Source organism: Mariprofundus ferrinatatus (assembly GCF_002795825.1).
In the GTDB taxonomy this organism is placed as follows: domain Bacteria; phylum Pseudomonadota; class Zetaproteobacteria; order Mariprofundales; family Mariprofundaceae; genus Mariprofundus; species Mariprofundus ferrinatatus.
On sequence record NZ_CP018800.1, the window covers coordinates 1,185,721 to 1,197,185 of the forward strand.

Consider the following 11,465-nt stretch of genomic DNA (forward strand, 5'->3'; position numbering starts at 1 on the left):
TTCAATAATTGCCAAGGGCAAGTTATGGAGAGGTGAGTCCATGCGCTCTGGCTGCTGCAGTTCTGTTTACCAGCCTTTACGCCTCTATTCATCACTTCCGCCCACACAAATTATTAAAGAGTCGGAGTTATTTTCCGATATACCATAATCAGGCCCTGGCGACGGAGGTGTCCCGTGAAATATATCAGAAGCGAAGAGGAGCTTCAGAAGCTTTCGGAAACGATAGCTAGCGTCACCAACAATGCTAAAACGTTGGAGGTGCTTGTTTTCGGTGGTGGTATCGGCGGGCTGTCGATTCTGGATGTGCTTAGCGGTTACGATGGCGTTTCAGTGTCCACCATTGTGGACAAGGTAGAGAATGCACCGGCCTTTGAGTTAGCCAGAATGCTGGGTGTTAAAACATCTACCGATTTCGATACAGCACTGGAAGCATTCAGGGGCGATATTGTCATTGATGTCACTGGCGATCCGGACCTCTATAAAAAACTTCGTGATTATACCGAACCCCACCATATAGAACTGATATCAGCCAAGTCGGCCAAGCTACTGTTTGATCAGGCAAATCACCTGCTAAAAGATGAACAGACCATTCAGAAGCAGAGCTCCCGCCTAAACCTGCTTGACCAGATGATGGATATATCGCTGCTGCTTGAAGAGAGGCCGCCGCTATCTGAACTGACCAGCAAATCTTTCGAAGGCATTCACTCTCACATGAATGCCAGCAAAGGCCTGGCTATCATGATCGACAAGCAAGGCAAGATTGAATTTATTGGCGCCATTGGCAGCAAGAAACCTGAATGTGCGAGTCACTCCTGCGGATTTTCGGCCTGTAAGAATATTGGCGAGGCATGTGCCACACTTACGTGGAGCGACCGCTATAAAGAGCTCCATCCTCCCATTCAGCTTGCTTGTACAGAGCTGGATGTCAGCTACAATATTATCCTGCCGGTCTGGCAGGATCAAAGGCTTGCTGGCGCACTGCTGTTCGACTTCCAGCATGCGCTCTCCAGAGATCAGAAAACCTCCCTGGAGTTGGCTTCAATTCACCTTAACATGACTTTCAAGACGCTTGATCATCTGCATACGCTGGAAGAGATGGCGATCTTCGACGGACTGACTGGGGTTTTTAACCGGCGAAAGTTCGATATGCAGCTCTATCATGAAGTCAGCCGTACCAAACGAACAAGAAATGGCACACTCTCCTGCGGTTTTATCGACCTGGATAATTTCAAGCATATCAATGACACCTATGGCCATCAGGTCGGCGATCAGGTGCTTAAGCATATCTCAGACAGTATCCGTGAGAGCCTTCGCGACTATGACACCTGTGCCCGCTATGGCGGCGATGAGTTTGTAATGCTTATTCCCAGCGACAATGGCATTGAAGGCTCCGGGCTTGAAGCTATAGGTATGAGAATCCTGGAAAAGGTGTCAAAGCTCCGTCTTGCCAACCATCCCAAGTTAAGAGCAGGTGTCTCGATCGGGATCTGCACACAGTCCTGTGAAACGGTGGATGCTGAAGGCATTCTGAAACAGGCGGATGAAGCGCTCTACATGGCTAAAAAGGCCGGCAAGGGGTGCATGCGCATATTTGCCGACGAACAGTACCACTTAACGACAGATGAGACGGCAGTGAAAGCCATCGCGTGAAACCGTCCGCATTTTCTTTATCTCTTGTTACATTGTCTGTGCAGCAATCACCCACTGCCCTCTCGGTTTGAGCTTGGCCAGCGTCAGGCTCCCCCCCCAGACGCATCCGGTATCCAGTCCGAGCACATAGGGTTTATCTACCACTAGCCCCATTGCTGCCCAGTGGCCGTAGACGACATGGCAGTTTCTATGCCAGGCCAACCGACTGTGTTCGAACCAGGGTTTTTCACGTCTGTTGCGGCTTTTCCCCGATCGAACATCCCAGTTGAATTTACCATCTCTGGTGCAGTAACGGGTCCTCGTAAATACGGCAGCAGAAAACAGTGCTCGCTCATCTCCACCCCTCTTCGGTTCACGAAGAGGAAACATTCGGTGGTGCATCTGTTTGCAGAACCCCTTCCACTGCGCGCCTTGAAGCCTCTTTTCCACCTTTCTGGCACGCTTCTTTGCCTTTTTCAGGCTCCAGTCAGGATGCAGACCTGCATGCACCATGCACCAGCCAAGCTTTTTGTCGTGATGCAGCAAAGGAAGGTGGCGAAGCCACTCAATAAGTTCATCACGATCATCTGCCTTGAGAATCTTTCTCAGCGTATCACGTCGGTAGCTCTGTCCACCTGCCGCCAGTTCAAGCAGATGCAGATCATGGTTGCCCAGAACACAGACTGCGGCATCACCCAACGATTTGAGAAAACGGAGCGTTTTAAGCGATTTTGGCCCGCGATTTACCAGATCACCTGCACACCAGAGCGTGTCTTTTTCGGGGTTGAATCTCACTTTATTCAAAAGCTCTTTCAGCTGATCATAACAGCCCTGAATATCCCCAACCGCATATACTGTCATAGCAAAACCCTACGCTTTGCTGTTCAACGCAGCCAATAGAATCGGGATGAATTCTGCCAGTTCTGAAGCCATAATGGTGAAGTCGGCATCGAAACGGCTTGCATCATCATCGCCCTCAGACTCATCCAGCACAGCAGAATCAAAGCGCATGCGATGCACCGACAGATCCTCGTGCAGGATGAAACTCATCCGCTCCTGCCAGTTCATCGCCATACGCCGAACCCGGTAACCTGCGGCAAGATGGGCTCGAACCTCGTCACGAGAAATATCCACATTGCGACAGCGAATAACACCTCCTGCATCAGTTGCAGCATACAACTCGCAGGCATCTTCAAGCGAAAACCCCTGAGGCAGGCTTGCTTCGTTTTGAAGCCAGCGCGTCATCGCCCCTTCCGGCGACTCCTCCGTTGCCGGAATCACAACGTTGAGCGTACCGAGCGTTTTCCTCAGCGTCTCCATCAACTCTTCACATTTTTTGGCGCTGGCGGCATTAATAATCAACCAGCCCGACTCGGGCAAAATAGCGGCAAAGGTCTGGCTGGCACGAACCAGCGCTTTGGGCATCAACTCCTGCAATACGGCATCCTTGATATCCCGGCGCTCTTTACGGCCAACCGGGCGCCCCGCCTCCGCTTCAATAGCCAGAGCCTGCTCCTCAACACGTTCGCGAACCAGTGAGGAAGGCAGCACCTTCTCTTCACGGCGCAGGCAGATCATCAGGTTGGCGCCACTCTGATGCACAAGCATCTCGCTGCTCATGCCAAGTGGTGGACACCAGCCCTGACTTGTCATCTCCATCTGTCCGCAGCGACGCGCCTTTTGTTTAAACAGTGCCTCGTTCAGTTGCTGACCGGTCAGCTTGAATGGCGCCTCGAATTGATAAAAATGTATATTTTTAAACCACATGAATGGCTGTCCCCTCTACCCGGATGTGCGATTCATATACCGGGTGCTTCGTGCGCTGCGCAATGTACCAAAGGCGTCAAACATCACAACATATCTCTGGCCTCTCTCCAAAAGCTTTTATAGAGACAGCCACTTAGGCTATAATTAACAGCAATGGGCACTCCTGATTCCACAATCCCCTTTAACAGCTCCGCTTTCGGAACGCTGGGCGTGGAGATGGAGTGGATGTGTGTAGATGGGAATTCGGGCAGCCAGATTCCCGCAGCTCCGAACGTATTTGCTGCGGTTGGCAATACACCGCGTATCAAGCCGGAACTCTTCACATCGATTGTCGAAACCAACACGGACATCCAGCGCAATACTCCTGATGCCATGCGGCAGCTGGCCGAACTCTACAGGGATGTTGATGCGGTGCTCAGAAAAGAGAATGCCGCCCTGCTCTCCTCCGGAACGCATCCGGTATCCCACTGGCGTGAACAGGTGGTCAGTGACGACACGCGTTACTACAAACTGCTTAAACGCCTGCAGTGGGTCGCACGCCGCTTCAATATCTGCGGCATTCATGTCCATGTCGGCATGCCCGACGGAGATACCTGCATCAAAGCAATGAACCACCTGCTTCCGATCATGCCTATTTTCCTGGCCATATCCGCCAACTCTCCTTTCTGGCACGGAGAAAAAACTGGACTGGCTGCCAGTCGCATCAAAATTTTTGAGGGTTTGAGCCAGGGGGGCATGCCCTTCTACTTTGCAGACTGGAAAGATTTCGAACACTGTACCGCCCGGCTTACTGCGACAGGCAGCATCGAATCGGTACGCGATATATGGTGGGAAATGCGCCCACATCCCGATTTCGGAACACTTGAAGTCCGTATCGGAGATATGCCGACCAGTTATAACGACACGGCTGCCTATATCGCCTATGTCCGTGCGGAAGCAATGGCTGCCGCACAGGATTCTGAGCGCCCCAAGGTTCACCCCTCCCTGATCAGAGAAAATCGCTGGCGTGCATGCCGCTACGGCATACGAGCAACGATTATCGATCCCTTCACCGAAGAGCTTGTTCCGGTTCTGGACTGGCTTGAACACAGATTACAGCAGCTTGCCGATCAGGGATATGCAGCCAGCGAACTTGAACTGGTTTCTTCCCAGATCGATCGCTGGCGGAACAATGGGGGCGGAGCCGAATCACAGCGCGAACTGTTCGATACAACTGACGATTTTTCAGCCATGATACGAGCCATGCGTGAACTGGATGGTTGGAGCAACAGATGCGAGTAGATAACAACATACTGGCTACCACAGTAGACCGGATGATACCGGAGATCATCAGAATCCGCCGCCATATTCATGAACATCCGGAGCTCTCGGGAGCGGAGGAGAAAACGGCCCTGCTGGTCGCCGGTGAATGCCGGAAGCTGGGATTGGAAGTGCGTGAAAACATTGGCGGCTTCGGAGTTCTGGCCACATTGTGCATTGATCCCGCCAAATCGTGGATCGCCTTTCGTGCCGACATGGATGCCCTGCCGATCCGTGATGGAAAACAGCTGCCCTATGCATCCCACTTTGAGGGCATTTCACACAGCTGCGGCCACGATGTGCACACTGCAGTCCTGCTCGGCGCCGCAAAAGTAATCTGCAGCCACAAAGAGACGCTGAATCACAATATCGCGTTTGTCTTCCAGCCTGCAGAGGAGACCTGTGAAGGCGCTGCAGCCATGCTGCGTGAACACCTTTTCGAATCGACCGGACAACCTGAGCAGATCTATGCCATGCATGTCTTCCCCTATCTTCCCGCCGGCTCCGTCGGCATGAGGCAGGGCCCTATGTGTGCGGCAGCTGACATGTTTGATGTCGAGATCCAAGGGCGTGGCGGCCACGCTGCCCGACCGCACGAATGTATAGATGTCATCCTGATCGCAAGCCACGTCATTCAGGCGCTGCACCACATTGTCAGTCGCCGGGTTAATCCGCTGCATCCGGCTGTGCTTACCATCGGACAGATTCAGGGCGGATATGCGGGCAATGTGATTCCCGATCGGGTTGGCTTCTCCGGCACCATCCGCAGCCTGCATCCGGAGTCGCATGAAGAGATTCGTGCGCTGATGGATCGCATCATCCGCCAGACCTGTGAAGCCTGGGGGGCCACCGCCCGCTTTACCCTGAAACAGGCCACGCCCGTATTAACCAACGACTCGAAACTATTATCACAAGCTGCTGAAATAATTAGCGAATCATTTCCTGATATTGCCCAGGTAGATCTTCCTGAACCATCATTGGGCGGCGAGGATTTCGCCGAGTTCATGCGTGAGATTCCAGGCTGCCTGTTCCGCCTCGGCACAGGAGGCGGGCCGGAAACCCGTTACCCTCTGCACCACCCCAATTTCGATATTGATGAGTCCTCAATGCGCTCCGGCATAGCCGCCTTCGCAGCGCTCGCGCTGAACCAGTAAACGGATTCAGCTCTGCAAAGCTTCGAACATCAGAGCGACCGGATTGGCAGTTTCACCTATCAGGTAGGGTTCGCTGCCGACTGTAGCGAATCCATGATGCTGGTAGAAGCGGATCGCCCCCTCATTCTTCTCCCATACGCGCAGCCACCAGCCGGAATAGCCGGAAGCAACTGCCTTTGATCGTGCTGCGGACAAGAGTCGCTCACCAATGCCTTTACCGTAGTGATTCGCATCGACATAGAGACGCACCAGTTCAATGAAGCCTTTATCAGGTAACAACCGGGGAGTGGTGGTTACCATTAATTTGGCATACCCCAACACCTGTTTTTCATCTTCAGCGACAAAGTAGATGGCCCTGGAGTGCTTAATTTCAAGGGCAATTTGCAATGGATCGAACATACGCTCCAGATATTCGGCCATATCCTCAGGTCGCACGATGGCACCGTAAGCACGCGCAAAGGTGGTGGAACCAACCACACTGATCGCCTCTGCATCACCTGCATTTGCCTGTCGTACCGCGTAGCGAATTGATCGAACCTCTTCCATAAGCGCCATTATAGAATGTGGAAGGCAGCTGCCAACTTGCAGATTCACCATTTGCCATGCCCAACCAAATCGCTGAGCGTTGGGGCTATCCGCCAGCAGCAGAGTCAAACCAAAGAGGCCCCATGAAATTTGATCGCTATTACATCTCATCAGAGCTGAAGAAGAACCTGAAAAGTCTAGGATTTAAACGACCTACCGACATCCAGTTCAAGGCGATTCCGTCGATTCTGAACGGAGAGGATGTGCTGGCCATTGCTCAGACCGGAACAGGAAAAACGGCAGCCTTTGCCATTCCGGTGATCGACAAGGTGCATCGCGCCAAGACCAGCAAGCGTAGCCGCGGCATCAAGTGCATCGTCATGGCCCCTACCCGCGAACTGACGCAGCAGATCGGCCAGGTGTTCGAAACGCTCGCCAACCATACCAAGGTCAAAACCTTTGCGCTTTTCGGCGGTGTTGAGCAGGAGCGACAGATCGCCAGGCTGCAGGATGGTATCGATATCCTTGTCACCACACCCGGGCGCATGTTCGACCTGATCAATCAGGAGGTGATCCGCCTGCACATGGTTGATACGCTCGTGCTCGATGAGGCCGACCACATGCTTGATCTCGGCTTTATCGAGGATATCAAGTACGTGAAGAAGATGCTGACGCGCCCGCACCAGACCCTCTTCTTCTCTGCCACCATCAATGATGAGATTCGAAAACTTGCCTACTCGCAGGTAAAGAGTGCCGCCATCCGCATTCAGGTCTCGCCCGAGGACAAGGTTTCCAGGAATGTATCCCATGCCGTGATGTTCGTTGAGCAGGACGACAAACGCTTCTTTCTTGAGCGACTGCTCAATGAAAACCCTGAGAGTAAAATGATTGTCTTCGTTCGCACCAAAGTGCGCGCTGAACGCGTTGTAAAGGCCATGGAGCGTGTAGGCATCACTGCTGTGAACATTCATGGTGACAAGGAGCAGAAAGAACGCACAGAGGCAATGCAGCAGTTCAGGGATGGAGCGTGTCGCATTATGGTCGCCACCGATGTCAGTGCACGAGGCATCGATATCCCGGATGTGAGCTATGTGATTAATTATGATCTTCCTGAAAAGCCTGAAAACTATGTACACCGGGTTGGCCGTACCGGTCGAGGTGTTAACAAAGGAACAGCCATCTCATTTTGCAGCCAGAAAGAGAAAGCACTGCTTGAAGAGATTCAGGGCTTCCTCAATAAACCGATCGAGGTTCTGAGTATCGGCAAAGAGGATTATGCCGCGACCATCGCGCTTTCACCTGAAGCGGCTGACCTTAAATCACTTGTCGAAGAACATGACGCATGGCTGAACAAAAAGAGACCAAGGCGCCGGAAGTAGCGAGCGGTTAACCTTTACGGAGCTTATTTATCAGTTCGCAGGTAATCGATGTACTGGGTATCCTCAACCAGAACATGTTCAACCAGAACATGTTCAACCAGAAGATTCTTGATTTTCAATCCCATTTCAATCCACTCACGACTGAATTCTGTATCCTGAATGTCCTTCAGAATTTGAACAAAGGTTTCGGTGAGTTCTACATGAGCTTGGACATGCGCTTCAGCAGAAGGGAAACCCTTCTCCTCGAAAAGATCCTCCTCATGTGCAAAATGCGCTACCGCCTCATCGAGCATTTGCATCATAATGTTGAGAACATCCTCTTTTTCACGCCTGCTTACGATGGCGTCGTTGAACTCATTCACCCGTTGTACAAACTGTTTATGTTCCGCATCAATCTCCGGATTCGACATGCTGAGTGCATCTGACCACGCAATTCTCCATGGTGCCCCTTCCATCACACCTCCTTCAATTCCCTGTGCTTAGTATAGCAGGAGAGCGTGAGAAAAGCAGCCGCACTTGTATATATCATGCCCATCACTAAGCTGCGCCACCCTTCAAGCCATAGGTACACATGGTTAATCCACGCGACAACGGAACTTCATCTTGATCTCTACATCCGGTATTACAATGCAGTTCGGGGATAAGCCCCTGTTTGAAAACATCTCGGTCAAATTCGGAGATGGCAACCGCTATGGCCTGATTGGCGCAAACGGCTGCGGCAAATCCACCCTGATGAAGATTCTCGGTGGGGATCTGGAACCGACTGCGGGCAATGTAATCATCGACCAGCACGAGCGGCTCGGAAAGCTGCGCCAGGATCACTTCGCATTCGAAGAGTTCACTGTTCTCGATACCGTGATGATGGGCCATGAGGAGCTCTGGAAGATCAAGCAGGAACGTGATCACCTCTACTCCCAGAGCGAATTGAGCGAAGAGGATGGCATGCGCGCCGGCGATCTGGAAAGTCACTTCGCCGATCTGGATGGCTACAGTGCGGAACCCAATGCAGGAGACCTGTTGATCAGCATGGGCATTCCGGTGGAAAACCACTACAACCTGATGAAATCGATTGCGCCGGGCTGGAAACTGCGCGTGCTGCTGGCACAGGCACTGTTTGGTGACCCGGAGATCATCCTTCTGGATGAGCCGACCAACAACCTGGATATCAATGCCATCCGCTGGCTTGAGGGGGTGATCAATGCGCGCAACAGCACCATGATCATCATCTCCCATGACCGCCACTTCCTCAACAGCGTCTGCACCCATATGGCGGATCTTGATTACGGAGAGTTACGCATCTATCCCGGCAATTATGATGAGTACATGACAGCTGCATCCCAGGTGCAGCAGAAATTACTCTCAGACAATGCCAAGAAAACCGCACAGATTCAGGAGCTGCAGGCATTCGTCAGCCGCTTCTCGGCCAATGCCTCCAAGTCGAGTCAGGCCACATCGCGTGCGAAACAGATCGAAAAGATCAAGCTGGATGAGGTAAAACCTTCGAGCCGCGTGAACCCGTTCATGCGTTTCGTTCAGGACAAAAAACTTTACCGCAATGCACTCGAACTGAAGGGGCTGAGCAAGGGTTTTGATGACAAACCACTGTTTGAAAATTTTAATCTGATGGTGCCTGTTGGGGAACGCGTTGCCGTGATCGGCCCCAACGGTATTGGTAAAACCACACTGCTACGCTGTCTTGCGGGTGACCTTGAGCCGACCAGCGGTGAGATTAAATGGTCTGAAAATGTGAAAATGGGTTATTACGCGCAGGATCACTCCGCAGATTTTTCCGAGGAGATAAGCCTCTTTGACTGGATGGCACAGTGGAAGAAAAAGGAGCATGGCGAGCAGGAGGTGCGTGGCAACCTTGGCCGCATGCTCTTCTCTCAGAATGAGATCAAGAAGTCGGTCAAGGCGCTCTCAGGCGGCGAAAAGGGGCGTATGCTTTTCGGAAAATTCATGTTCCTGAACCCCAATGTGCTTCTGCTGGATGAGCCGACCAACCACATGGACATGGAGTTCATCGAATCGCTGAACACTGCGCTCGAGAACTACCCGGGCACCCTGATCTTTGTCAGCCATGACCGTGAATTGATCGCCTCAATTGCCACCCGCATCATTGAACTGACGCCGGACGGAATTGTCGATTATCACGGCAGCTATGAAGAGTACCTCAGGAGTCAGGGCATCGAATAAACGCCAGGCAGGTTTACTCCCCCTTGATTCCCCTGTCCATCGCCCCTATACATAGCCTATGTTAAGAATCCTGTTCCTACTGTTTATCACCATTCCACTGCTGGAGCTCTGGCTGCTGATCGAGGTTGGCAGCGGCATTGGCGGACTCCCTACCATCGCACTCTGCCTGCTTACCGCGGCACTTGGTGGATGGCTGATCCGCATGCAGGGCATCAGCACACTGGTGGATGCACAGCATCGCATGGCGCAAGGAGAGCTTCCCGCTGATCACGGCTTTCACGGGCTTATGCTGGCAATTTCCGGCCTCCTGCTTTTCACACCGGGCTTTATCACCGACACGCTCGGTTTCCTGCTGCTGGTTCCGCAGCTTCGCCAGCTCATCATCAACAGGGTGATGCCCGTCCAGCAGATCGGCAGACCTGCCGGGGGGGCGCCAAACAGCAGCTCCAGAAAAACGCATGATCCGCTCATTATCGATGCGGAAATAGTTTCGGAAGAGAGACATCGCCCCTAATCGCCTTGACCCGCACTATTTAGCCCCTACATTACGACTGATCTTTCGGAGGTACTCATGAACACGGCTACAATTTCATCCACCCAACTGGCTGACGCACGCATCTCATTTCTCGGCAAAACCTACGGCATGCTCGCCCTCTGCATTGCAGCTGGCAGCATCGGCGCCTATCTCTCTCTCGGCATGGCTTTTCCGTATGAACACCCCTGGATGATGCTGTTCATCATGATCGGTGGCATCTTCGCTGTGCAGGCAGTTCGCCATGTCAAAGGCATCAATTTCATCGCCCTGCTCGCTTTCGGCGCCATTACCGGCATGGCCATTTCACCTCTCGTTGGCATGGTGGCCGCAAAATCCGGAACACTTGTTCTGCAGGCCTATATGACGACTGCCGTTGCCTTCGTTTCATTGACCGCTTACACCTTTATCTCCAAACGCGACTTCTCTTTTCTCAAGGGTTTTGTCTGGACCGGCTTGATCGCCATGATCGTGCTCGGGCTTTCCAACTATTTCTTCTTTGAGTCCCCTATGCTCGCCTTGACCCTGTCAGGTGTTGGCGTACTGCTCTTCTCGGCATTCATTCTCTATGACACGTCGAACATCCTGCGCGACTATCCGAATAATGAATTTATCGCCGCAGCCCTGACGCTTTATCTCGATGTCTTCCTGCTATTCCAGCATCTGCTCTCCATGTTTGGCATACTCAGCGACGAATAAATCGAGAAATTGCATATTGATCAACAATGCGGCCTGTTTTCGGGCCGCATTTTCGTTATCATACCCCCCTTTGTTACCGTACCAATGGAGTGAACCATGTTGGATAAAGCACTGATGGAAATTCTCGCCTGCCCGAAATGCAAGGGTGACATCCGCTATAACGACAAAAAAAACGGACTGGTGTGCGACAGCTGCAGGCTTGAGTATCCGATCCGCGATGATATTCCCGTCATGTTGATCGACGAGGCAAAAGAGCTTACCGATTAACAAAAACAGCCGGCTCGG

12 protein-coding genes are annotated in these 11,465 nt (G+C 52.4%); 8 read left to right on the plus strand and 4 right to left on the minus strand.

The window, feature by feature from the left end; all coding sequences use genetic code 11:
• Nucleotides 1-174: 174 nt before the first annotated feature.
• Entirely contained in the window at nucleotides 175-1,650 is a 1,476-nt protein-coding gene (locus Ga0123462_RS05765; RefSeq protein WP_100265426.1) for a GGDEF domain-containing protein, read from the plus strand.
• A 27-nt stretch (nucleotides 1,651-1,677) separates the two neighbouring features.
• Here the strand turns inward: Ga0123462_RS05765 and Ga0123462_RS05770 are convergent, their stop codons facing one another.
• Together Ga0123462_RS05770 and Ga0123462_RS05775 are read right to left on the minus strand one after the other, a co-directional pair.
• A complete protein-coding gene (locus tag Ga0123462_RS05770) occupies nucleotides 1,678-2,490 on the minus strand; it encodes a symmetrical bis(5'-nucleosyl)-tetraphosphatase (protein WP_100265427.1) in 813 nt (270 codons plus the stop codon).
• A 9-nt stretch (nucleotides 2,491-2,499) separates the two neighbouring features.
• On the minus strand, nucleotides 2,500-3,396 hold the full coding sequence (locus tag Ga0123462_RS05775) for a recombination-associated protein RdgC (RefSeq protein WP_100265428.1): 897 nt from the start codon (nucleotides 3,394-3,396) through the stop codon (nucleotides 2,500-2,502).
• 153 nt (nucleotides 3,397-3,549) lie between these two features.
• Here Ga0123462_RS05775 and Ga0123462_RS05780 point away from each other — a divergent pair, with 153 nt between their 5' ends.
• Both Ga0123462_RS05780 and Ga0123462_RS05785 read left to right on the plus strand, forming a co-directional pair.
• Nucleotides 3,550-4,677: a carboxylate-amine ligase gene (locus tag Ga0123462_RS05780; RefSeq protein ID WP_100265429.1), complete on the plus strand. Its 1,128-nt coding sequence runs from the start codon at nucleotides 3,550-3,552 to the stop codon at nucleotides 4,675-4,677.
• On the plus strand, nucleotides 4,668-5,849 hold the full coding sequence (locus Ga0123462_RS05785; RefSeq protein WP_100265430.1) for a M20 metallopeptidase family protein: 1,182 nt from the start codon (nucleotides 4,668-4,670) through the stop codon (nucleotides 5,847-5,849). Before Ga0123462_RS05780 ends, Ga0123462_RS05785 begins: the two co-directional genes overlap by 10 nt.
• Before the next feature lie 6 nt (nucleotides 5,850-5,855).
• Here the strand turns inward: Ga0123462_RS05785 and Ga0123462_RS05790 are convergent, their stop codons facing one another.
• Nucleotides 5,856-6,395, minus strand: coding sequence for a GNAT family N-acetyltransferase (locus tag Ga0123462_RS05790; RefSeq protein ID WP_157821289.1), 540 nt, complete (start codon nucleotides 6,393-6,395; stop codon nucleotides 5,856-5,858).
• Nucleotides 6,396-6,517: 122 nt separating this feature from the next.
• On the opposite strand from Ga0123462_RS05790, the gene Ga0123462_RS05795 reads away from it, so the two are divergent.
• The gene (locus Ga0123462_RS05795) at nucleotides 6,518-7,753 is read left to right on the plus strand and encodes a DEAD/DEAH box helicase (RefSeq protein ID WP_100265432.1); all 1,236 of its coding nucleotides are present in this window, start codon (nucleotides 6,518-6,520) and stop codon (nucleotides 7,751-7,753) included.
• A gap of 23 nt (nucleotides 7,754-7,776) precedes the next feature.
• On the opposite strand, the gene Ga0123462_RS05800 is transcribed toward Ga0123462_RS05795, so the two are convergent.
• Entirely contained in the window at nucleotides 7,777-8,208 is a 432-nt protein-coding gene (locus Ga0123462_RS05800; RefSeq protein ID WP_100265433.1) for a bacteriohemerythrin, read from the minus strand.
• 148 nt (nucleotides 8,209-8,356) lie between these two features.
• Here Ga0123462_RS05800 and Ga0123462_RS05805 point away from each other — a divergent pair, with 148 nt between their 5' ends.
• The 4 genes from Ga0123462_RS05805 to Ga0123462_RS05820 all read left to right on the plus strand — a co-directional run bounded on the left by Ga0123462_RS05805 (nucleotide 8,357) and on the right by Ga0123462_RS05820 (nucleotide 11,447).
• Nucleotides 8,357-9,949 (plus strand): ABC-F family ATPase, encoded by a 1,593-nt coding sequence (locus Ga0123462_RS05805; RefSeq protein WP_100265434.1) that lies wholly within the window; start codon nucleotides 8,357-8,359, stop codon nucleotides 9,947-9,949.
• 58 nt (nucleotides 9,950-10,007) lie between these two features.
• On the plus strand, nucleotides 10,008-10,463 hold the full coding sequence (locus tag Ga0123462_RS05810) for an FxsA family protein (RefSeq protein WP_100265435.1): 456 nt from the start codon (nucleotides 10,008-10,010) through the stop codon (nucleotides 10,461-10,463).
• A 57-nt stretch (nucleotides 10,464-10,520) separates the two neighbouring features.
• Nucleotides 10,521-11,180, plus strand: coding sequence for a Bax inhibitor-1/YccA family protein (locus Ga0123462_RS05815; RefSeq protein ID WP_100265436.1), 660 nt, complete (start codon nucleotides 10,521-10,523; stop codon nucleotides 11,178-11,180).
• A gap of 96 nt (nucleotides 11,181-11,276) precedes the next feature.
• Nucleotides 11,277-11,447 carry a Trm112 family protein gene (locus Ga0123462_RS05820; protein WP_100265437.1) on the plus strand — a complete coding sequence of 57 codons (171 nt, stop codon included), beginning with the start codon at nucleotides 11,277-11,279 and terminating at the stop codon, nucleotides 11,445-11,447.
• Nucleotides 11,448-11,465 lie beyond the last annotated feature (18 nt).

Coding starts and splice junctions, on each gene's coding strand:
- Ga0123462_RS05770 (WP_100265427.1), bottom strand. CDS start 2,490: ATGACAGTATATGCGGTTGGGGATATTCAGGGCTGTTATGATCAGCTG.
- Ga0123462_RS05800 (WP_100265433.1), bottom strand. CDS start 8,208: ATGGAAGGGGCACCATGGAGAATTGCGTGGTCAGATGCACTCAGCATG.
- Ga0123462_RS05790 (WP_157821289.1), bottom strand. CDS start 6,395: ATGGAAGAGGTTCGATCAATTCGCTACGCGGTACGACAGGCAAATGCA.
- Ga0123462_RS05810 (WP_100265435.1), top strand. CDS start 10,008: ATGTTAAGAATCCTGTTCCTACTGTTTATCACCATTCCACTGCTGGAG.
- Ga0123462_RS05820 (WP_100265437.1), top strand. CDS start 11,277: ATGTTGGATAAAGCACTGATGGAAATTCTCGCCTGCCCGAAATGCAAG.
- Ga0123462_RS05780 (WP_100265429.1), top strand. CDS start 3,550: ATGGGCACTCCTGATTCCACAATCCCCTTTAACAGCTCCGCTTTCGGA.
- Ga0123462_RS05785 (WP_100265430.1), top strand. CDS start 4,668: ATGCGAGTAGATAACAACATACTGGCTACCACAGTAGACCGGATGATA.
- Ga0123462_RS05775 (WP_100265428.1), bottom strand. CDS start 3,396: ATGTGGTTTAAAAATATACATTTTTATCAATTCGAGGCGCCATTCAAG.
- Ga0123462_RS05815 (WP_100265436.1), top strand. CDS start 10,521: ATGAACACGGCTACAATTTCATCCACCCAACTGGCTGACGCACGCATC.
- Ga0123462_RS05795 (WP_100265432.1), top strand. CDS start 6,518: ATGAAATTTGATCGCTATTACATCTCATCAGAGCTGAAGAAGAACCTG.